The organism is Pandoraea terrae (genome assembly GCF_902459695.1).
Taxonomy (GTDB): domain Bacteria; phylum Pseudomonadota; class Gammaproteobacteria; order Burkholderiales; family Burkholderiaceae; genus Pandoraea; species Pandoraea terrae.
This window is the reverse complement of sequence record NZ_CABPRZ010000011.1, coordinates 101,507-123,915: the sequence shown is the minus strand read 5'-3', so window position 1 is coordinate 123,915 and position 22,409 is coordinate 101,507. Positions and strand designations below refer to the sequence as shown.

Here is a 22,409-nt window from a genome sequence, read left to right as displayed (position 1 = left end):
AGCGGACTTCCGCTACCGGAATGCCATCGCGAGCCAATAGGCCTTCAGCGTCAGCACGAAGGTGACCAGCAGTGCGACCCAGTGAACTCCGGGATACGCAACCGCAATGGCGACCAACAGCGCAATTGTCGTCATTACCTTGATCGCCTCCCCCATCACCAACGAACCGACGGAAAGACGATCACCTGACATTCTTAGCCGCAACGCAAACAGCGCGCCCGGCACCCAACCCAACATTCCGCCCAGCCAAGCAGACACCGCCGCCTCAAGCGGCCGTGCCGAGAATGCCCACCAGGCGATGGTCGCGGCAAGCGACAGCAGAACCTGGGCACCCACCACCCTGAATGGAGTTACACGGGACACGCGCCCCACATCGGGACCGAACAGGCGCTCGGCCTGTGCACGCGTGAGCGGAACGATTTTTTCTTGCTCCTGCTCGTCGTCCCAAGCCTCTGAGTTTGCATGCGCCGGCGCTTGCGGTTTCGGCCCCACGTTCGACCGGATTTTATCGGTCATCTCGTTCGCCTCCCCGCCCGACTCGTGCAAAACGAATGGGCTCTTCAAGCAGATAAATCCGCGAGATTTTACGGGATGTTACGAATGTCAGTCAACCTAAACGCGCCACAATTTCGCCGAAATTGTGCAGTGCGTGCCCCGATTTGGCGCCAACTCACGGGGCGCCCATTTTTGCATGGTGCGGCGCGGCATTCCGGCCCAAACCGTTTGGAATGCGGCATGAGGTGAGGCGGCGGGTCGGATCAGCGCGCACCCTGCAGCGCATGGCCAAGGCCCAGGGCAAGCACAAAGAACGGGATGGAGGCCCAATGGAAGCGCCACCATATGCGCGCGGATTTCGCCATGCGCAATGCGATCAGGTTGGCGAGGGACCCTACGGCCAGGCCGAAGCCGCCCACGGAGACGCCATACGCCAATGCCGGCCATTTCCGGCTGTAGTCGGCAAGCAGGATGGCCGACGGCACGTTGCTGACGATCTGCGACAATCCCGCCGCCGCCCAGTATGCCGTCTGCCCGGCATCGAGGTCGATGTGCGCCAAAACGGTGCGTAGGGCCGGCAAGCCGGCGACGCCTCGCAGGACAATGAACATCATCACAAAGATAAGCAGCAGCAGCCAGTCGATGCGCAAGACTGCGTCGCGGCGAACGGCCAGCAGCGGGACGACGGCCAACGCGCAAGCCCATGGGCCGAGACCGTGATCCGCCAGCGCGACGAACCCCGCGAACAGGACAAGCGAGAGGGCAAACAGCGGCCAACGCACATCGTGGCTCGGACCCTGTTGATGAAAATGCAGCGCACGGGGTGCGAACGCGCACCACGTTATCGCGAGCAGCACGGCCATCAAGGCCAGTGAGAGCGGCGCCATCAGCACGACGAACGCGCCGAAGCCCATGCCGCTCTGTTGCCACAGGAAGAGGTTCTGGGGATTGCCCAGGGGCGTCAGGCTCGATCCGGCGTTGACGGCCAATGCGAGGAAGATGATCAGCCGCTCGATACGGATCGGCGCGATGCGGGAGAGAGAAAGTGCTAACGGCACGACGGCGAAGAGCGCGACGTCGTTCGTCAACACGGTCGATAACCCGGCGGCGAAAACAACCATCAAAAGCGCGAGACGGCGTTCGTTGCGGAATGCGCGCAGCAACCGTTGTGCCAGCCAGTCGAGGAAACTGGAAAGCTCGATGGCTTTCGTCAGCACCAGCAAGCCGGTCAGTGTCAGGACCGTACGCCAGTCGACGCGCGTGAACAGTTCAGCGGCGGTCGCCGGATGGAGAAATTGCACCGCCGCAAAACCGGCCAGCAGAATCAACAGAACCGGGTCGCGGCGAACCGCATCGACCGTGATCCCCAACGCATGGATGACGCGCATCGCGCCGGCGCGCTCGTCCGTCATGAGCATATCATTCGGATACCGGCATTATTCCTGGCGAAGACGCGCAAGAATGCCATCGAGCGCATCGAGGCTTCCGAACTCGATCGTCAAGTTGCCCGCCCCCTTGCGGCCGACCTTGATCTTGACGTTCGAGGCCAGCAGGTCCGACAATTCCTCTTCGAGTCGCGTAACGTCACGTCCGCCCTCTTCCGCCGAACGCCGGCGAATGCCGTCGCCTGCCGGCTTGAGCGATGCGTTGACGATCCGCTCGGTGTCGCGCACCGACAGACGTTTATTCACGACCTGATTGGCAAGCGTGATCTGCGTGGCGCCGTCGACGGCCAGCAACGCGCGCGCATGGCCCATGTCGAGGTCGCCGGCGAGCAACATCGTCTGCACCGGCTGCGCGAGATTGAGCAAACGCAACAGATTCGACACGGCGCTGCGCGAACGGCCAACCGACTCGGCCGCTTGCTCATGCGTGAACTTGAAATCGTCGAGCAGGCGTTGAATGCCGTGCGCTTCTTCGAGGGGATTCAGATCTTCGCGCTGGATGTTCTCGATCAACGCCATCGCCGCGGCAGCTTCGTCGGGGACGTCCTTCACCAGGACCGGGACTTCGCTCAGGCCTGCAATACGCGCGGCACGAAAGCGCCGTTCGCCGGCAATAATTTCGTAATGCTCACCATTTACCGGCCGTACGAGAATCGGCTGCATCAGGCCTTGCGCGCGAATGCTCGCGGCGAGTTCCTGCAGCGCGCCTTCGTCCATGCGCGTACGCGGCTGGTACTTGCCGGGTTGCAGGCGCGAGAGCGCGAGCACCGCAGGCGCGGTCTCGGCAGCTACGGCTGCGGTGATTTCGGGACTGCCACCCAGCAAGGCCTCGAGGCCGCGGCCGAGGCCCTTCTTCTTGAGTGCGTTGGTCTTCGTCGCCATTGAGTTCGTTTCCCGCGCAATGCGCCTTACATGGTTTGAATGCGCGCGATCATTTCCGCGCCGAACTGCAGATACGCCTTCGCACCGCGCGATGCCGGATCGAAGACGACGCCGGGCATGCCGTAACTCGGCGCCTCGGCCAACCGCACGTTACGCGGGATGATCGCGTTGAATACCTTGTCGCCGAAATGCTGCTTGAGTTGTTCGGACACCTGCTGTTGCAGCGTGATACGTGGATCGAACATGACGCGCAAAAGACCGATGACCTTGAGGTCCCGGTTCAGGTTCGCGTGTACCTGCTTGATGGTGTTGACGAGATCCGACAGTCCTTCGAGCGCGAAGTATTCGCACTGCATCGGAATGATCACGCCGTGGGCCGCGCAGAGCCCATTGAGCGTGAGCAACGACAGTGTCGGCGGGCAATCGATCAACACAAAGTCGTAGTCGGCGTCGACTTTCTCCAGCGCCTGCTTCAAGCGAGTATCCCGGTTGTCGAGCGAAACGAGCTCGACGTCGGCGCCGGCCAGTTCGCGGTTCGCCGGCAGCACGTCGTAGCTGCCCGACTCCGAGCGCTGGCTGCTCGATTTGAGGTCGGCGCCGTCGACCAGGACTTCGTACACACTGGATTCAAGCGAGGCCTTGTCGACCCCGCTGCCCATGGTGGCGTTGCCCTGCGGATCCAGGTCGACCAGCAGCACCCGTTGCCCGTGCGTGGCCAACCCGGCAGCCAGATTCACCGTGGTGGTCGTCTTGCCGACGCCGCCCTTTTGGTTGGCTACGCAGAAAATTTTCGCCATCGTGATATGTCCTCGGAATGCTGCGGTTCTGTTGCCGTGAAAATACGCTTATCTGAGCAATGCTCAGGTTTCGCCTTCGCCCCGCTTTTGTAACTCACTGCGCTGCGGCCTGTGCGGCTTTTTGCGGCGTCAGTACCAGCTTGTCGGTGTCGTAACCCTGCTTTCGCAACTTCGCATGGATCTGATACAAGGTGTTGTCATCGAGTTTCGGCGTACGCGACAAAACCCACAAATACTCGCGGCTCGGCTCACCGATGGCCGCGTAATGGTAGTCATCGTCGAGCACAACAATCCAGTAATTCGCATACAGCCAGGGCACCCACTCGAGCCACTTGGGCACGAACGTGACCTTGAAGCGTGCGGTGCTACCGCCCTTCACGTCTGGCCTGCCAATGCCGACAGCGATGTCTTCCGTTCCATCTTCCTTTCGGCAGCGATTGAGCACACGCAGCGTGCCGTCGGCCTGCGGCTCGTAAGTGGCTGTGACATCGCCGACGCATTTGCGCTCGAAGAAGTTCGGATAGCGCGCGATTTCGTACCACGTGCCTTGATATCGCGAGACATCGAGCGCCTGAACGGGTCGTACACGCGACGCAACGGGCTCCTGACCGGCGCCCGCCCAGGCGGCCGCCCCCACGACGGACAAGGCCATGATGGGGCCTCCAATCCAGCGCATGGCCTTGCTCATACGCCCACCTTCACACGCAGCAAATGACGTTCCGCATCGAGAAACGGCACTTGCAGGCGAATGCGCGCAAGCAATTGGCAGTCGGCCGGGAGTCGTGCAATCTCCTCGTCCGGCGCCACGCCTTTCATCGCCCAGATACTACCGGTCGAGGTGAGCAAATGGCGGGCCAGCCCGACAAAATCCGACAGATCGGCAAAGGCACGGGAAACAATCGCATCGAACGGCGCAGAGACTTCCGCGCCGATCTGCAACTGCTCCACACGACCGGTGATCACCGTCACGTTGTCGAGTTTCAGCGCCCCTTTGGCTTGCGTGAGGAAAGCCGTCTTCTTATGCACGATGTCGTTGACGGTGATCTGCCAATCCGGGCGTGTGACCGCGAGAATCATGCCCGGCAGTCCGCCGCCGGAGCCGACATCGAGGATTCGGGTGATGGGCTCGTCGACGAGATGCGGAACGATGGCAAGCGAATCCAGGACATGCTGAATCAACATCTGACGCGGGTCACGGATGGCGGTCAGGTTATAGACGCCATTCCACTTCGCCAGCAACGCCAAGTAGTCGAGCAACCGCGTATGTTGATCCTCGTCCAGTGCCACACCAAGTTGCGCGACACCCTCCGCCAACATGGCGGCGAGATCCTTGTCTTTCGAGCTTTCGGAGCGCGAAGTCACTGTCATGCGTTCTCCGCGTCAGGCTGCGTGCTGGTCATCATCGTTGCTATCCCCCGCTTCGACTTGGGTACGGCGACGTCCCAAGCCCTTTTTCAGGTGGATAAGCAGCAACGAGATCGCCGCCGGCGTGACGCCGGAAATACGCGATGCTTGGCCCAATGTCTCGGGGCGCTGAGCGGTGAGCTTCTGACGAACCTCGATGGATAGACCACGGACCTCGCTGTAATCGATGTTCGGTGGCAAAACGGTATTCTCGTTCGCTTCCTTGCGCCCGATTTCGTCTGCCTGACGATCGATATAACCCTGATACTTCGTGGCAATCTCGATTTGCTCGCGGATCTGGGCTGCCTGCACTACGTCATCCGAAAGCGTGACTTCGGGCGCATAACGGCCATCCTGGAGGGCCATCAGGTCCCTGTAATTCACTTCAGGCCGGCGCAGCAATTCCGCAAGCGAGTATTCGTGATCGATCGCCTTACCCAACAGTGGGACAGCGTCCTCCGCGGGAAGCGTCTTGGGATTCACCCACGTCAACTTCAGACGCTCTGTTTCACGTGAAACAGCATCACGCTTGCGCTGGAACGCTTCCCAGCGAACATCATCCACGACCCCAAGTTCACGCCCGATTTCGGTCAGGCGCATATCGGCGTTGTCTTCCCGCAGCGACAGGCGATACTCGGCGCGGCTAGTAAACATGCGGTACGGTTCGGATACGCCCCGGGTGATCAAGTCGTCGACGAGCACGCCAAGGTACGCTTGATCGCGCCGTGGGCACCAGGCGTCACGGCCCTGGACTTGCAGCGCCGCATTGATACCGGCGAGCAACCCTTGTGCTGCGGCCTCTTCGTAGCCGGTTGTGCCATTGATCTGGCCCGCAAAGAACAGGCCCGAGATCACCCGCGTTTCAAGGGAGCTGCGCAGGCCACGTGGATCGAAGTAGTCATACTCGATGGCGTAGCCGGGACGCAAAATATAGGCGTTCTCCATGCCACGCATGGAGCGAACCAGTTCGAGCTGAACATCGAACGGCAGACTTGTGGAAATACCGTTCGGGTAAAACTCATTCGTGGTCAGGCCTTCCGGTTCCAGATAGATCTGGTGGGAGGTCTTATCCGCGAAACGGTGGATCTTGTCTTCGATCGATGGGCAGTAGCGCGGCCCCACCCCTTCGATGACACCGGTGTACATGGGCGAACGGTCCAGGCCACCGCGAATGATGTCGTGGGTATGTTCGTTCGTGTGCGTGACCCAGCACGGAACTTGGCGCGGGTGCTGCTCGGGACGGCCGAGGAAGGAAAAGACCGGCACGGGATCGAGATCGCCGGGCTGAGCTTCGAGCACTGAGAAATCGATGCTACGGCCGTCGATGCGCGGCGGCGTCCCGGTCTTCAGTCGGCCTTGAGGGAGTTTCAACTCCTTGAGGCGCGAAGACAGCGTTACGGCAGCGGGATCACCTGCGCGACCGCCCACGTAATTGTTCAGGCCGACGTGAATCTTGCCATCGAGGAAGGTACCGGCGGTCAGCACCACGGCACGGCTGCGGAAGCGTAGTCCGACCTGCGTGACGGCGCCCACAACGCGGTCGCCCTCGACCATCAGGTCTTCAACGGCCTGCTGAAAGAGCCACAAATTGGGCTGATTTTCCAGTCGGTGGCGGATGGCCTGCTTATAAAGAAGGCGATCGGCTTGAGCGCGCGTCGCGCGGACCGCCGGGCCCTTCGACGAGTTGAGAATTCGAAACTGAATCCCGCCCTCATCCGTGGCCGCCGCCATCGCGCCACTCAGTGCATCGACCTCCTTCACGAGGTGGCCTTTGCCAATACCGCCGATGGACGGATTGCAGCTCATCTGGCCCAAAGTCTCAATGTTATGGGTCAGGAGCAAGGTTTTACAGCCCATGCGGGCAGAGGCGAGCGCAGCCTCGGTACCTGCATGGCCGCCACCCACCACGATCACGTCGAACTCGGTCGGATAGAGCATCGCAATATTGCCGCGCGCGGCAAACTCTCAAATAAGCACAATGGCGAAATTATAGCGGTATTGCACTGCCGCATTTGTAACGACGGGACGTTTCACGTGGAACATGCGGGAAATACCACGGTTCGGGGCATCGATGTTTCACGTGAAACATCGTGTTCGGGGACGGCGGAGATGTTTCACGTGAAACATGACTTGGGTTTTCGGCGTAAGGGGCGTATTTATGTTTGTGCTGGGCGCAACTGCCCTTCTTGCCTATTGATGCTCGCGCCGGCCGCCACTGCTCCTCTTGCCTACTGTTGCTCGCGCCGGCTGCAACCGCTCGTCTTGCCTATTGATGCTCGCGCCAGCCGCAGCATTGGCCCGCTTTCCGCTCCCGACAGAACACACGTACGCGGAAAGCGGGCCAACGCTCCGGCGAACCGCCATCGTTCCGTCGACACACTGCCTCAAGCCACCCAATGCTTGCCCCAGTCTGACGCGACAGCCGTCTTCACAAGCCGCTCCACGCGGCATGCCGATTCCCGGACTCGCTCTCGAGGGACCGGCGTCGACTCCGATAATCGTCATGCCGTGACACCCCGGCGGTCCACACAGCCCCCGCGGCCTCGGGGCCGTAAACCGGACACGGGTTTCGACGTTCCGGCACCGTGCGACGCGCCCCGGTTCGTTGAAACCCTCGGTGTACTCCGGCCTTATCGCGAAGGTCTCGGCTATAACGCGTCGATAACCTCCGGGATGCCATGCCATCCCGGCAAAGCTGCCGCTGCGGGCGGGCGTTACGCGGCAAGCGGCTGAGCACGCTCGATATAACACTTCCAACACAACAAAGTGGGATTGTGCCCGCTCAGCGCTGTCGTGGGGGTGAGAACGAGCGATCCGATACGCGAGAAGCGCGACCGACGTGGCCGCCGATGAACCACGTCGCACGATACGCAGTGGCGCGCCGAAATCTTCGTTCGGTTTACGGCCCCGAGGCCGCGGGGGCCGTGTGGACCGCCGGGGTATCACGGCATGACGATTATCGGAGTCGACGCCGGTCCCTCGAGAGCGAGTCCGGGAATCGGCATGCCGCGTGGAGCGGCTTGTGAAGACGGCTGTCGCGTCAGACTGGGGCAAGCATTGGGTGGCTTGAGGCAGTGTGTCGACGGAACGATGGCGGTTCGCCGGAGCGTTGGCCCGCTTTCCGCGTACGTGTGTTCTGTCGGGAGCGGAAAGCGGGCCAATGCTGCGGCTGGCGCGAGCATCAATAGGCAAGACGAGCAGTTGCAGCCGGCGCGAGCATCAATAGGCAAGAGGAGCCTTTGCGCCCGGCACGAGCACAGATAAGCACGTCGAGAAGCGACAAACAAAAAAGCCCACCAAACCAGGTGGGCCCAACCAAACTCTCTCAAACACCCAACAACCGACCTCAAGCCGCCGCCTTCGCCAGCCCCAAGTAAGTCTCGATAACCTTCGGGTTAGTGGCCAACTCCTGCGCCGCGCCTTCGAGCGCCAGTTCTCCCGTCTCGATCACGTACCCGTAATCGGCGACCTGCAATGCAGCGCGAGCATTCTGCTCGATCAGCAGCGTCGCCACCCCGGTTTTACGCAAGTCGCTGATGATATGGAAGATTTCTTTCACAATCAGCGGAGCAAGACCCAAACTCGGCTCATCCAGCATCAACAACTGCGGCTTCGCCATCAACGCCCGGCCCACCGCCAACATCTGGCGCTCGCCCCCCGACAACGTGCCCGCCTGTTGCACCCGGCGCTCCTTCAACCGCGGGAAAAGGCCGTACACCACCTCCATCTGATCCAGGAAATTCTTCTCCCCCGCCCGCTTGCGCCGGTACGCCCCCAACAGCAGGTTGTCCTCAACCGTCATCGTCGAGAACAGTTCCCGCTTCTCCGGCACCAGGCACATCCCGCGCGATACCCGCGCCTCGATCGTCAGCGCCGACATCTCCTGATTCAGATAGGCCACCTGCCCATGGCTCGAACCATTTTGCGGCAATGCCCCCATGATCGCGTTAAGCATGCTCGACTTGCCCGCGCCGTTCGGGCCGATCACCGTCACGATCTCACCGGCACGCACCCGCAAGTGCGCGCCATGAAGCGCCTCCACCTTGCCATAGGCGACCGACAGGTTCTTGACGTCGAGGATCGTCTCTTTCGTTGCTTCGCTCATCACTCCACTCCCCCGAGGTAGGCTTCCAGAACCGCCGGATTCTTCTGCACATCCTCCGGCAAGCCTTCCGCAATCTTGGTCCCGAATTCCATCACGACAAGGTGATCGGTCAGGTTCATCACGAAGTCCATGTCGTGCTCCACCAGCAACACGCTCATGCCCTCGTCCTTCAACTTGTTCAGCAACTCCGCCAGCGCCTGTTTTTCCTTGTAGCGCAAACCGGCCGCCGGCTCGTCCAGCAACAGCAAGGTCGGATCGCACGCCAGCGCACGTGCAATTTCCAGGATCCGCTGTTGGCCCAGCGCCAAGCTGCCCGCCTCGTCATACATGTGCGCGCCCAGACCCACCCGCTCGATCTGCTTGGCCGCTTCATGCAGCAGCATCGCTTCTTCACGTCGATCCAGACGCAACACGCTCGACCACACGCCCCCCTGCGGACGACGGCGCAAACCTCCCTTGTCACGCAAGTAAGCGCCGATCGCCACGTTCTCCAGCACCGTCATGTGCGGCATCAGTCGCACATGCTGGAAGGTCCGGCCGATGCCGCGCTTGACGATCTCGCGCGACGGCAGCCGGTCAATGCGCTCGCCCAGATACGTGATCTCGCCGCGAGTCGCTTGCAAAACGCCAGTCACCAGGTTGAAGGTCGTCGACTTGCCCGCGCCGTTCGGACCGATCAGGCCGACAATCTCGCCCGCCTTGACCCGAAACGTCACATCGTTGACCGCCACCAGACCACCGAATTCCTTGCGCGCAGCCTTCACGTCCAGCACCACGTCGCCCGCCTTCGGCTTCGGCCGATGCCCCAGCGCATCCGCGTTTTCGGGCGCACGCACCGTGCGGCGCTGAGGGAAAATCTTCTTGAAGAACGGCCACACGCCGTCGCGCGCGTACTGCAACAGCAACACCAGCAAGATGCCGAAGACGATGGTCTCGAAGTTGCCGTTGGCGCCCAGCAACATCGGCAGAATGTTCTGCAGGTAATCCTTCAGGATCGTCAGGATCGCAGCGCCCAACACCGCGCCCCATACGTGCGAAACACCCCCCACCACCGCCATGAACAAGTACTCGATACCATGGTTCAGGTTAAATGGGGTCGGATTCACGGCGCGTTGCAGGTGCGCGTACAGCCAGCCGGAGATCGCCGCCAGCACCGCTGCATAAACGAACACGACGACTTTCATCCATGCCGTGTTCACGCCCATGGCCTCCGCCATGACGCCCCCGCCCTTCAAGGCACGAATCGCACGCCCGGGGCGCGAATCGAGCAGGTTCTGCACCGACACCACCGCCAACACGACCACCACCCAGATCAGGTAGAACATCTCGCGGCCCGTGTTCAAATCCAGGCCAAAGACGTTCAGGACAGGAATGTCGTTCAGGCCGTCGTACTTGCCCAGGAACTCGAGGTTGCCGAACAGGAAGTACAGCGACAGGCCCCACGCAATCGTGCCCAGCGGCAAGAAGTGCCCCGACAGGCGCATGGTGATCGCGCCAATGACGAGGGCTGCCGCCGCGGTGATGGCGATCCCGACGATCAAGCCCACCCACGGTGAAGCACCATAGACAGTTGTCAGGTAGGCCGTTGAATACGCGCCCAAACCCACGAAGGCGGCCTGGCCGAACGAGGTCATGCCCGCGACACCGGTCAAGAGCACGAGCCCGATGGCGACGATGCTGTACAAGCCGATGTAGTTGAGCAACGTGACCCAGTATTCAGGCAGACGGACCGGCGCGGGCAGTACCGGCAACACGGCCAGCAGCACCAGGAAAATCAGGAAGTATTTGTTTTTCATTGTCGTCGTCTCCGCCCGCTCATTCCTCGTCTTCTTCCACATGCTTGCTGGTCAGCGATAGCCACAGCAGCACCGGAAGAATCAAGGTAAAGACGATGACTTCCTTGTAGGCGCTCGCCCAGAAGGACGAATACGACTCAAGCAAACCCACCAGAATGGCGCCCAGGGCCGCCACCGGATAACTCACCAGGCCGCCAATGATGGCGCCCACGAAACCCTTCAAGCCGATCAGGAAGCCGGACTCGTAATAGATGGTCGTGATCGGTGCGATCAGGATGCCGCACAGCACGCCCAGCACCGCCGCCAGCGTAAAGGCAAGGCGGCCGGCCTGTACGGTGCCAATGCCCACCAGCCGGGCGCCCAGACGGTTCACCGCCGTCGCGCGCAACGCCTTGCCGGACAGCGTGCGGTCGAAGTAGAAGTACAAGCCCGCGATCATGATGGCCGATACCGCCACCACCCACAGGCTCTGCCCCGAAACCATCACCGAGCCAAGGCTGAAGCTGGCGTCGGAGAACGGCTGCGTGCGCGAGCCCTCAGCGCCGAACATGACCAGACCCAGCCCCGTCAGCGCAAAGTGCACGCCCACGGATACGATCAGTAGCAGCAGCGTGCTGGCGTTGGCCAGCGGCTCGTAGGCCAGGCGATACAGCATGGGACCCATCGGCACGACGACCAACAGCGCCAGCGCGATCTGCACGATCATCGGCAACGTCAGCGGCACCAAGGCCTGCACGACGAAGAACACGGCCGCCGGGAAGACGAGATACTTGCCCGCCAGGATCGGCACCAGACGCCCGGCCAGCTTACGGCGCTCGGAATGACGCAACACGCCCGCCGTTTCGACGATGAAGGTGCACACGCCCATCGCCAGCAACAACCAGCTCGTCATCGGGAATTTCTGCGTCTGAACGGCCGCGAGCGTCAGCGCGCCATACGACACGAACTCGCCCTGCGGAATGAAAATGACGCGAGTGACGGAAAAGACCAGCACCAGCGCCAATGCCAGCAAGGCATAGATAGCGCCCGTGGTGATGCCGTCCTGCGCCAGAATGGCTGCAATCGAAAGATCCATGCTCCTCTCACTTCGTTTGAATACTTCTTGACCGATGCCGGCAAACGTCGCGAGAAGCCGCCAAACACCGGTTGATGCACGCCCCCACACTGGCCGGTTGGAGCGTTCCCCTTCATCTCGCCGGATCGCGACGAATTATGAATTGTAAAATTGATTACGTATTGTTAAAACTCGGGGTACTACTAGGCCGTGCAGGGCGATGCGATCATTCGACAGCCGTCCGGCGCCGGCGCGGCTTGACCGGCGCGCCGGGTGCATCTGCCACAACCTCCGGCGGCAAAGCCTCGCGCACGACATCGAGCAGGCGATAAATCTCGGCCAACGTTTCCCGGCCGACGCATGTTTCGAGATAGCGATAACGCGCCTCGACCTGCGGGCCGAGTTTCTTGACGAGCTGACGGCTTGCGGGGGTCAACGAGACCATGACCTTGCGTTGATCGGCGGCGACCCGCCGGCGCTTGATGAGGGCGGCGCCGTCCATGCGCTCGAGCATGCCCGACAGACTCGGACTCAGGATGCAGCACTCGCGTGCGATCTGGCCGATTTCCATCTCGCCGGTATCGCTGTCGTTGATGGCGCGGATCACGCGCCATTGCTGCTCGGTCAGGTCGAAGGGCTTGAGCAGCGGCCGGAAAAGGCCCATCACGGCCTCGCGGGACTGCAACAGCACCATCGAAAGATTGCGGTGTTCGAATTCACCTGTCATGAATATGCACTCGAATGGATCGCGGAAAGATCCCCCCGGATCTTTCGGGATCACGTTGAAAAGCCGCGGTCACCAGCTTCGGTTTCCACTGGACCGCCCCCCGGGCGAGCCCCTTCCGCGCTTCCGACGTGCGACGTTTGCTACCCTTCATGAAAAACGGGCGCGAACGCCCGTTCCTTCAATACGAATGGGGCATGCCTGCGTCCTATAGGCAGCCCCGGCGGCCATCAGTTCGCCAATTTCCACTTGCCGCCCACGATTTGCACCATCACGCGCGAGCGTTGATCCAGACCGTTGTGGTCCTTCGTGCTCATGTTGAAGATGCCGGCCGTGCCCGGCAGGTTCTTGATGTCTTCCAACGCCTGACGCAGGGCGGCGCGGAATTCCGGCGTGCCGGGCTGCCCCTTCTTCAAGGCAACCGGGATGGCGGTCTGCAGCAGCAAGCCGGCGTCCCATGCGTGGCCGCCGAAGGTCGAGATCGAACCGGCACCGTAGGCCTTCTCGTAAGTTGCCTTGTACGACGCAGCCGACTTCTTCACCGGGTTGCTGTCGGGCAGCTGCTCGACCACCAGCAGCGGGCCGGCCGGCAGGTACGTGCCCTCGCAGTCCTTGGCGCACACGCGCAGGAAGTCGTTGTTGGCGACGCCGTGGGTCTGATACAGCTTGCCCTTGTAGCCGCGCTCCTTCAACGAACGCTGCGGCAGCGCGGCCGGCGTGCCAGATCCGGCAACCAGCACGGCATCCGGGTTCGCCCCCATGAGCTTGAGGGTCTGGCCCGTGACGGACGTGTCCGAACGATTGAAACGTTCATCCGCCACGATCTTGATCTTCTTCAGATCCGCCGCCTTCACGAATTCGCGATGCCAGCCCTCGCCGTAAGCGTCGGAGAAACCGATGAACCCCACCGTCTTCACGCCGTTGTTGGCCATGTGCTCGGCAATCGCCGTGGCCATCAGGATGTCGTTCTGCGGCGTTTTGAAGGCCCACGTGCGCTTGGCGTCCATCGGCTCGACAATCGCGGCACCGGCAGCCATCGAGATCATCGGCGTCTGCGTTTCGGCCGCGACGTCGACCATCGCCAGCGAGTTCGGCGTCACCGTCGAACCGATCACGGCGTCGACCTTGTCTTCGCTGATCAGCTTGCGGGTGTTCTTGACGGCTGTGGTGGTGTCGGTGGTGTCGTCAAGCACGATGTACTGCACCGTCTTGCCGCCGATTTCCTTCGGCATCAGCGCGATCGTGTTTTTTTCCGGAATACCGAGCGAGGCGGCCGGGCCCGTCGCCGACAGCGACACACCGATCTTCACTTGGGCGTTGGCAGCACCCGCGAGCAGCATCGCAGCCGATGCCATGCACAGCAACTTCAGTTTCATCTGGGTCTCCTCACAAAAATTTCGAATTCTACTTATTAACCGACCGCGCAGTCGGTGAATCGACGCCCATCTTAAGGGCTTGATCCGCCGCCGTAAAGTGCGGTTTCGCCACACATTGAGACAAGCCCGTGCCGAATTTTTGTGCTATCGCAGCACAAACTCAACGCAAAAAGGCATCGTAACCGGTCTTGACGATCAGCACGGCCACGACAAAAAGGAACATGCGGCGCACGAATCCAACGCCGTGCTTCAAGGCAAGCCGACTGCCGACCTGGCTGCCCAACACGTTCATGACGGCCATGCCGATGCCGAGCTGCCACCATACATGTCCGCCCCAGCCGAAGAGCAGGAGCGCAGCAAGATTCGTTGCCACGTTGACGATCTTCGACGACGCCGACGCGTTGAGAAAATCCTGCCCGAAAAGGCGGACAAACAGGAACACCAGGAAGCTGCCGGTACCGGGACCGAAGAAACCGTCGTAGAAGCCGATGGCGGCCCCAACGAGCGTGGCCAGCAGGGTCACCCCGGGGCCGTGACGCACGGGCGCGTGAACGGTCCCGAAATCCTTCTTGTGCAGGGTGTACGCCGCGACGGACAACAAGATAAACGGCAAAAGCTTGCGCAGGGCGTCCGCAGGAAGGTGCGTGACGGCGTAGGCGCCCAACAGGGAGAAGAGGAACGCGGCGGCGGTCGCCGGCAGCAATAGCGGCCAGTGCAACTGGACGCCGCGCGAATACCGCCACGCCGCGGCAGCCGTGCCCCAGATGCCGGACATCTTGTTGGTGCCGAGCAGGAGCGGAGGGGGTGCGGTGGGGAAAACGGCGAAGAGGGCCGGCACGCCGACCAGGCCGCCGCCGCCCACCACCGCATCGACAAGGCCGGCAAGGAATGCCGCGCCTCCGAGTAGCAGCCAGTCGGTCAACGGGCCCCCCGTGGCGACAGGGTTGGCGCCTGCGCAAGCATCGTGGCGCCCTCATCGAATACGATTGCCATGGCGAAAACGGGTTCGAGAGCAAAAGCGCGAGGATAGCGCCATTCGGCGCAATATAAAAAGCGCTGTTGGAGCATTCTCCAACAGCGCTTCTTGGCGGTGCACGTTTCGTGCTTATTGTCTCCTCGTTCCTCGCCCCTATATATGCCGTGACGCGAACTAGGGTGGAGAATAAAGGAGCGCATGGTGCACCACAAGTCAGCATTTACCCCTACGTTTTAGAAAAATTCCGACAAAACCACGCCAGCGTGACGATGCGGCGCACTTTCATGGTGCAATGGACCGCAGCCCTGCGGGACGCCCCCGCGAAGCCGCAGGACCGGCGCACCGCATTTAACCGGCCGTGGAGCCGCGCAACAGCCCGCTGCGGGCCACGAGCTCACCCACGAGACCGCGCCGGAAGGCGAGCACGCAAATGATGAAGATCGCCCCGATGACGATCGTCACGGACTCGCCCAGCGTCTGGAACCACGTCACGCCCGTCATGGCGGCAAGCCAGTTGCCGATGTCGCCCAGCTTGTTTTCCAGCACGATGATCAGCACCGCGCCGACCACCGGTCCGAACAGCGTGCCGAGACCGCCCACGAGCGTCATCAGGATCACCATGCCGGACATCGTCCAGTGCACGTCCGTCAGGGTCTCGAAGCCGAGCACCACCGTCTTGGTCGAGCCCGCCAGCGCGGCCAGCGCCGCAGACAGCACGAAGGCCAGCAGCTTGAACCGGTCGACGTCGTAGCCGAGGGAAATGGCGCGCGGTTCGTTTTCCTTGATGGCCTTCAGCACCTGTCCGAACGGCGAGTGCACGACCCGCATGATGAACAGGAACGCCAGCGAGAAGATCGCCACGACGACGTAGTACAGCACGAGGTCGGCGTCGAGTGGCAAGAGACCGAAGAGACTGCCGCGCGGCACGCCCTGAAGACCGTCTTCCCCGCCGGTGAACGGCGCTTGCAGGCACAGGAAGTACAGCATCTGCGCGAGCGCCAGCGTGATCATCGCGAAGTAGATGCCCTGCCGGCGAATCGCCAGCGTGCCGATGACGAGCCCGAGCACCGCGCCGGACAACGTCCCGAACAGGATGCCGACTTCGGGCGTGAAGCCGAGATTGCGGATCGCGAAGCCGGCGACATAGCCGGCACTGCCGAAAAATGCGGCATGCCCGAAGGACAGCAGGCCGGTGAAGCCGAGCAGCAGATTGAAGGCGCACGCAAACAGCGCAAAGCACAACACCTTCATCACGAACACCGGATAAGCGCCGACAAACGGCGCCACCAGAAGGCCCACCAGCAAGAGAGAATAAAGCACCCGTCGTTGCATCGCCGCCCCTTACTTTTGCTTGCCGAACAGCCCGGCCGGGCGAATCAGCAACACGATCACCATGATCACGAACACCACGGTCGCCGACGCTTCCGGGTAGAACACCTTGGTAAAGCCTTCAATCACGCCGAGCATCAGCCCGGTGATGATGGACCCCATGATCGAGCCCATGCCGCCGATCACGACCACCGCAAAGACCGTGATGATCATCGACTGCCCCATCAGGGGCGAGATCTGGATCACCGGCGCGGCCAGCACGCCCGCGAACGCCGCCAGCGCGACACCAAAGCCGTACGTCAGCGTGATCATCAGCGGCACATTCACGCCAAACGCCTCGACCAGCTTCGGATTTTCCGTGCCGGCCCGCAGGTAGGCGCCGATCTTCGTCTTCTCAATGACGAACCACGTGGCCACGCAGATGATCAACGAGGCCGCCACCACCCACGCGCGGTAGTTCGGCAGGAACATGAAGCCGAGGTTGGTCGCGCCCGACAGGGCCTCAGGCGTATCGAACGGCTGGCCCGACACGCCGTAGACGGAACGGAACACGCCTTCGAGCACAAGCGTGATGCCGAATGTCAACAACAGGCCGTACAGGTGGTCGAGCTTGTAGATCCAGCGCAGCAGGGTGCGCTCGAGGACCACGCCGAAGGCGCCCACAATCAGCGGCGACAGAATCAGCATGACCCAGTAATTGATACCGAAGTAACTGCCGCCCATCCAGGCGAGCATGGCGCCCAACATGAACAACGCGCCGTGCGCGAAGTTGATGACGTTGAGCAAGCCGAAAATCACCGCCAGGCCGAGACTCAGCATGGCGTAGAACGAGCCGTTCACGAGCCCCAGCAGCAGTTGGCTCAACAGCGCCGAGAGGGGGATGCCTAGGAATTCCATCTAACTCGATTCTCGCGAAAGAGAGGGCGGCGAGGCCGAAGCCCCGCCGGTTCCGCCGCAAACGTCATGCGCGCACCGACGCGTGATGCGCACATGCCATGCGTCTGGCTGACTGCCTCCTACTTCTTCAGCAACGAACAGGTCGATTCGGCTACCGTCGTGAACGCCTTCTCGCCCGGAATCGTCGCAACCACGTTGTAGTAGTCCCACGGCTTCTTCGATTCCGACGCCTTTTTCACCTGCATCAGGTACATGTCGTGGATCATCGTGCCGTCGCCGCGGATGTAGCCCTTGCTGAACATGTCGTCGATCTTGATCTTCTTGAGCTCGGCCATCACCTTGTCGGCATCGGTCGTACCGGCAGCCTGAACCGCCTTCAGGTACGTCAGCGTCGCCGAGTAGTCGCCGGCCTGCAGGCTCGACGGCATCTTGCGCATCTTGTCGAAGTAGCGCTTCGCGAAGGCGCGCGATTTCTCGTCTTTGTCCCAGTACCAGCTGTCCGTCAGGTACATGCCTTCCGTGTTGGCCAGGCCCAGCGAGTGGATGTCGTTGATGAACACCAGCAGGCCGGCGATCTGCATCTTGCCCTTGATGCCGAATTCCTTGGCGGCCTTGATGGCATTGATGGTGTCGCCGCCGGCGTTGGCCAGGCCCAGCACCTGGGCGCCAGACGATTGCGCCTGCAGCAGGTACGACGAGAAGTCAGACGCCGACAAGGGGTGGCGGACCTGGCCCTTGACCGTGCCGCCGTTCGCCTTGACGACATCGGCGGTGGCCTTTTCGAGCGCGTGACCGAAGGCATAGTCAGCCGTCAGGAAGAACCACGACTTGCCGCCCGCCTTGACGACAGCCGAACCGGTACCGCGCGCCAGGGCGACCGTGTCGTAGGCGTAGTGGACCCCGTAAGGTTGGCACTGGTCATTGGTCAGCGCGTCGGACCCGGCGCCGATGTTGATGTAGACCTTCTTCTTCTCGGCCGAAACCTTGTTCATGGCCAGCGCGGTACCCGAATTGGTGCCGCCGAGCAGCACGTCGACGCCGCTGCGGTCGAACCATTCGCGCGCCTTCGAGGCGGCGACGTCGGCCTTGTTCTGGTGGTCGGCCGTCACCAGCTCGACCGGCTTGCCGAGCACCTTGCCGCCAAAATCGGCGATGGCCATCTTGATGGCTTCCGCACCGCCCTGCCCGTCGATATCGGTATAGAGACCCGACATATCGGTGATGAAACCGATCTTCACGCTATTGCCGTCGGCGTGCGCCTGACCGGCCATGGCCGCAAATCCCATCGCAGCCACCAAGGCCAGCGCTTTCATCCGCATTTTCATCCGTAGTCTCCTTCGTTGATTTATTGCTTACGACTTGAACGGTCATGCCGAACCGATTGCGAAACCTTCCGAATCGATCGTCTTATACGCCCAACAATTCGTGCAGGACCGGCATCTTGGTCTCCAACTCGGGGGCGCCGAAGCGCTCCACGATCTTGCCGTGTTCCATCACGTAGAACCGGTCGGCCAGCGGCGCGGCGAAACGGAAATTCTGCTCGACCATCACGATCGTGTAACCGCGCGCCTTGAGCGCCAGGATCATGCGCGCGAGTGTCTGCACGATGACTGGCGCGAGGCCTTCCGAGATTTCGTCGAGCAGCAGCAGGTTCGCGCCGGTGCGCAGGATCCGCGCGACGGCCAGCATCTGCTGCTCCCCGCCCGACAGCCGCGTGCCCTGGCTGAAGCGGCGCTCCTTGAGGTTGGGGAACATCGTGTAGATTTCGTCGAGCGACATGCCCGCGACGTTGCCGGTCGCCTTTGCGCCGGGCGTACCGACGTACGGCGGCAGCATCAGGTTCTCCTCGCACGACAGGTTCGCGAAAATGCCGCGCTCCTCCGGGCAGTAGCCGACGCCGTGATGCGCGACTTTGTAGGTCGGCAGATGCATGGTCTCTTCGCCGGCGATGCGGATGGAGCCTTTGCGTTGACCGGTCAGGCCCATGATCGCGCGCAGGGTTGTGGTGCGCCCGGCGCCGTTGCGCCCGAGCAACGTCACGACTTCGCCGCGGCCGACGGTCAGGTCGACCCCGTGCAGGATGTGCGACTCGCCGTACCAGGCCTGCAGACCTTCGATTTCGAGCGCCGGAACGCCGGCTCCGCCATTACCGTACATTGCCGTCCTCACCCGTGTGCCCCTTGCAACTCGCTGTCGGCAGTGCCCATATAGGCTTCCATGACCTGCGGATTCTTCGATACTTCGGCGTACGTGCCTTCTGCCAGCACCTCGCCGCGCTGCAATACCGTGATGGTATCCGAGATGCCGGCGATCACGTTCATATTGTGTTCGACCATCAGGACCGTGCGGCCGACCGACACCTTCTTGATAAGCGCAGTCACGCGATCGACATCTTCGTGGCCCATGCCTTGTGTCGGCTCGTCCAGAAGCATCAATTCGGGCTCCATGGCAAGTGTCGTCGCAATTTCAAGCGCGCGCTTGCGGCCATAGGGAAGCTCGACGGTCAGCGTGTGCGCGAACTCGGTCAACCCGACTTCGGCGAGCAGCGTCATCGCGCGGCCGTTGAGCGTATTGAGCGAGGCGCTGCTTCGCCAGAAGTGGAAGGCGGTGCCAAGATTGCGCTGCAAACCGATACGGACGTTCTCCAGCACTGTGAGGTGTGGAAACACGGCCGAGATCTGAAACGAACGTATGATGCCGCGCCGCGCGATCTGCGCGGGGGCCTCACGCGTGATTTCCTCGCCATTGAAGACGATCGAACCGGCTGTCGGCTCGAGAAATTTCGTTAGCAGATTGAAGCAAGTTGTCTTGCCGGCGCCATTGGGGCCGATGAGGGCGTGGATGGTGCCACGCGTGACTCGCAGGTCGACCTTGTTGACGGCGGTGAAGCCGCGGAACTCCTTCGTGAGGCCGCGGGTTTCCAGAATGATGTCGTTGGCTGCCATGTCTCCTGCCACAATCCTCGTTATCGGGGTCCGCTGACGGCGCTCCCCATGGCGCCGCAAAGACCCCCGTATGTGACAACCGCACGGCCATGATCCAGGGAATGCGTTACCCTGCCATGCGTCCTGCTACGGCGCCGGATTTTTGATTCGGCCGCGGTAGAGCCCGTGGTGAACAGGCCCCAGGGAAGCTCTATTGTGTTCGGATTGCTGCAACGCGATCATTGGGATTTGCACTAGGGACAACACGCAGGAAATGCGCGTCCCGATTGGCTGTGTAAATCGTTTGCTTAAAACGGCAGGGTTTTCCGGGCCCCTTGTGCCATAAGGGATTTGCCGCAGTCGCAAAACGCACCCTCGCCACATTGGCAGGCAAGTCGGATACTTTGGTGTGCCGCACTTTGCCGCCATTAGGTAATACTACGTAAGCTCCGCACAACTTTCCGGAAATCTGGAAAGCCGCGCGGACGCAGTGAAACCGGTAACGTTCCTTACGCGAAGCTTACGCGCGCCCCTTGCGCGACGCCTTGATCAACTCGCTTGCCCGCTCCGCGATCATGATCGTCGGGGAGTTCGTATTGCCGGAAGTGATCATCGGCATGACGGAGGCGTCGATCACGCGCAAGCCTTCGATGCCGCGCACGCGCAACTCGCTGTCGACCACCGTCATGGGGTCGTTCGCCCGCCCCATCTTGCAAGTGCCCACGGGATGGAAGATCGTCGTGCCGATATCGCCCGCCGCGTGCGCCAGGTCTTCATCCGTCTGATACGCCGGACCCGGCAGATACTCGCGCGGCTCGTATCGCGCGAATGCCGGCGCACCGAGGATGCGCCGCGTCAGCCGGATCGAATCGGCCGCCACTTGCCGGTCCTCGTTCGTCGATAAATATCGGGGGGCGATCGCGGGTCCGTCACGCATATCGGGCGCAACCAGATGCACGCTGCCACGCGACGTCGGCCGCAGATTGCAGACCGACGCCGTGAACGCGTTGAACTTGTGCAGCGGCTCGCCGAATTTCTCGAGCGACAACGGCTGCACGTGATACTCCAGGTTCGGCCGCGCCACGTCGTCGCGGCTTCTCGCGAACGCCCCGAGCTGCGACGGCGCCATGCTCATCGGCCCGCGCTGCGTCAACGCATATTGCAAGCCGATCTTGAGCTTGCCGAACAGACTATGCACCGACCGGTTCAAGGTCGGCACGCCGCGCAATTTATACACCGTGCGCAACTGCAAATGATCCTGCAGGTTCTCGCCCACGCCGGGCACATCGGCCACGACATCGATGCCGAACTTCTGCAGCAACGCACCGCTGCCGATACCCGAGACTTCGAGCAGATGCGGCGAACTCACCGCGCCCGCCGACAGCAACACTTCGGCACGCGCATGCGCCTGATAATCCGCACCAGCGCCGCGATAAGCGACACCAACGCAGCGTTTGCCCTCGAACAGCAGCTTCGACACGTTCGCGCCGGTAATGATCGTCAGGTTCGGGCGCTGCGACGCCGGGCGCAGGAAGCCCTTGGCCGCGCTCCAACGTACCCCGCGCCGTTGATTCACTTCGAAATAGCCGACGCCGAAGTTGTCGCCGCGATTGAAGTCTTCGCTCTTCGGAATCCCGACCTGCCCGGCCGCGTCGATGAACGTATCGAGCACGCGCCACGACAACCGCTGCTTCTCCACGCGCCATTCACCGCCGCTGCCATGAAAATCCGTGCCGCCGAGATAGTGATCTTCGCTGCGCTTGAACAATGGGAGCACGCGATCCCAACGCCAACCGTCGTCCCCAGTGGCCTCGGCCCAGCCGTCGTAGTCCTCGCGCTGGCCGCGCATGTAGATCATGCCGTTGATCGATGAACTTCCGCCCAGCACGCGCCCACGCGGATACGCGAGCGAGCGGCCATTCAGCCCCGCCTCGCTTTGCGTGCGATACAGCCAGTCGGTGCGCGGATTGCCGATGCAATACAGATAGCCGACAGGGATATGAATCCAGTGGTAGTCGTCCTTGCCGCCAGCCTCGAGCAACAGCACGTTGACGTCCGGATCCTGCGTCAGCCGGTTGGCGAGCACGCAGCCCGCCGAGCCCGCACCGACGATGATGTAATCGAAAATGTCCTGCTGGGGGTGTGGCTTCGACATGCCCGCCTTTCTCCGTGACGAATGTGCACCAGATGCGCTGTGTGACGTGG

The 22,409-nt window shown here is 61.9% G+C and carries 19 protein-coding genes; all 19 read right to left on the bottom strand.

Going from position 1 to position 22,409, the window contains the following annotated elements:
• Positions 1-12: 12 nt before the first annotated feature.
• The 19 genes from PTE30175_RS14540 to PTE30175_RS14450 all read right to left on the bottom strand — a co-directional run bounded on the left by PTE30175_RS14540 (position 13) and on the right by PTE30175_RS14450 (position 22,359).
• Entirely contained in the window at positions 13-516 is a 504-nt protein-coding gene (locus tag PTE30175_RS14540) for an ATP synthase subunit I (protein ID WP_150697773.1), read from the bottom strand.
• 242 nt (positions 517-758) lie between these two features.
• The gene (locus tag PTE30175_RS14535; protein WP_338044450.1) at positions 759-1,883 is read right to left on the bottom strand and encodes an SLC13 family permease; all 1,125 of its coding nucleotides are present in this window, start codon (positions 1,881-1,883) and stop codon (positions 759-761) included.
• Between the two features lie 48 nt (positions 1,884-1,931).
• Positions 1,932-2,822 (bottom strand): ParB/RepB/Spo0J family partition protein, encoded by an 891-nt coding sequence (locus PTE30175_RS14530; protein WP_150697771.1) that lies wholly within the window; start codon positions 2,820-2,822, stop codon positions 1,932-1,934.
• A 26-nt stretch (positions 2,823-2,848) separates the two neighbouring features.
• Complete coding sequence (locus PTE30175_RS14525; protein ID WP_150697770.1) at positions 2,849-3,619, bottom strand: ParA family protein; 771 nt, start codon at positions 3,617-3,619, stop codon at positions 2,849-2,851.
• A 94-nt stretch (positions 3,620-3,713) separates the two neighbouring features.
• Complete coding sequence (locus PTE30175_RS14520) at positions 3,714-4,271, bottom strand: lipocalin family protein (RefSeq protein ID WP_224788781.1); 558 nt, start codon at positions 4,269-4,271, stop codon at positions 3,714-3,716.
• A 32-nt stretch (positions 4,272-4,303) separates the two neighbouring features.
• Entirely contained in the window at positions 4,304-4,981 is a 678-nt protein-coding gene (gene rsmG / locus PTE30175_RS14515; protein WP_150697839.1) for a 16S rRNA (guanine(527)-N(7))-methyltransferase RsmG, read from the bottom strand.
• Positions 4,982-4,999: 18 nt separating this feature from the next.
• Positions 5,000-6,961: a tRNA uridine-5-carboxymethylaminomethyl(34) synthesis enzyme MnmG gene (gene mnmG / locus PTE30175_RS14510; RefSeq protein WP_150697768.1), complete on the bottom strand. Its 1,962-nt coding sequence runs from the start codon at positions 6,959-6,961 to the stop codon at positions 5,000-5,002.
• 1,408 nt (positions 6,962-8,369) lie between these two features.
• Positions 8,370-9,128 carry an ABC transporter ATP-binding protein gene (locus PTE30175_RS14505; protein WP_150697767.1) on the bottom strand — a complete coding sequence of 253 codons (759 nt, stop codon included), beginning with the start codon at positions 9,126-9,128 and terminating at the stop codon, positions 8,370-8,372.
• On the bottom strand, positions 9,128-10,924 hold the full coding sequence (locus PTE30175_RS14500; protein WP_150697766.1) for a branched-chain amino acid ABC transporter ATP-binding protein/permease: 1,797 nt from the start codon (positions 10,922-10,924) through the stop codon (positions 9,128-9,130). The genes PTE30175_RS14505 and PTE30175_RS14500 overlap by 1 nt, the downstream gene beginning before the upstream one ends.
• A gap of 19 nt (positions 10,925-10,943) precedes the next feature.
• Positions 10,944-11,999 carry a branched-chain amino acid ABC transporter permease gene (locus PTE30175_RS14495; protein WP_150697765.1) on the bottom strand — a complete coding sequence of 352 codons (1,056 nt, stop codon included), beginning with the start codon at positions 11,997-11,999 and terminating at the stop codon, positions 10,944-10,946.
• Positions 12,000-12,204: 205 nt separating this feature from the next.
• On the bottom strand, positions 12,205-12,705 hold the full coding sequence (gene hpaR / locus PTE30175_RS14490; RefSeq protein ID WP_150697764.1) for a homoprotocatechuate degradation operon regulator HpaR: 501 nt from the start codon (positions 12,703-12,705) through the stop codon (positions 12,205-12,207).
• A 227-nt stretch (positions 12,706-12,932) separates the two neighbouring features.
• On the bottom strand, positions 12,933-14,078 hold the full coding sequence (locus PTE30175_RS14485; RefSeq protein WP_150697763.1) for an ABC transporter substrate-binding protein: 1,146 nt from the start codon (positions 14,076-14,078) through the stop codon (positions 12,933-12,935).
• Positions 14,079-14,238: 160 nt separating this feature from the next.
• Positions 14,239-15,000, bottom strand: a complete 762-nt coding sequence (locus PTE30175_RS14480) for a sulfite exporter TauE/SafE family protein (protein WP_150697762.1) — start codon at positions 14,998-15,000, stop codon at positions 14,239-14,241.
• A gap of 402 nt (positions 15,001-15,402) precedes the next feature.
• Positions 15,403-16,386 (bottom strand): branched-chain amino acid ABC transporter permease, encoded by a 984-nt coding sequence (locus PTE30175_RS14475; protein WP_150697761.1) that lies wholly within the window; start codon positions 16,384-16,386, stop codon positions 15,403-15,405.
• Positions 16,387-16,395: 9 nt separating this feature from the next.
• Positions 16,396-17,280 carry a branched-chain amino acid ABC transporter permease gene (locus tag PTE30175_RS14470; protein ID WP_150697760.1) on the bottom strand — a complete coding sequence of 295 codons (885 nt, stop codon included), beginning with the start codon at positions 17,278-17,280 and terminating at the stop codon, positions 16,396-16,398.
• A 119-nt stretch (positions 17,281-17,399) separates the two neighbouring features.
• The gene (locus PTE30175_RS14465; protein ID WP_460939583.1) at positions 17,400-18,605 is read right to left on the bottom strand and encodes an ABC transporter substrate-binding protein; all 1,206 of its coding nucleotides are present in this window, start codon (positions 18,603-18,605) and stop codon (positions 17,400-17,402) included.
• Positions 18,606-18,687: 82 nt separating this feature from the next.
• Positions 18,688-19,437, bottom strand: coding sequence for an ABC transporter ATP-binding protein (locus tag PTE30175_RS14460; RefSeq protein ID WP_150697759.1), 750 nt, complete (start codon positions 19,435-19,437; stop codon positions 18,688-18,690).
• Positions 19,438-19,445: 8 nt separating this feature from the next.
• A complete protein-coding gene (locus tag PTE30175_RS14455; protein ID WP_150697758.1) occupies positions 19,446-20,225 on the bottom strand; it encodes an ABC transporter ATP-binding protein in 780 nt (259 codons plus the stop codon).
• Between the two features lie 499 nt (positions 20,226-20,724).
• On the bottom strand, positions 20,725-22,359 hold the full coding sequence (locus PTE30175_RS14450; protein WP_150697757.1) for a GMC family oxidoreductase: 1,635 nt from the start codon (positions 22,357-22,359) through the stop codon (positions 20,725-20,727).
• Between the last annotated feature and the right edge of the window lie 50 nt (positions 22,360-22,409).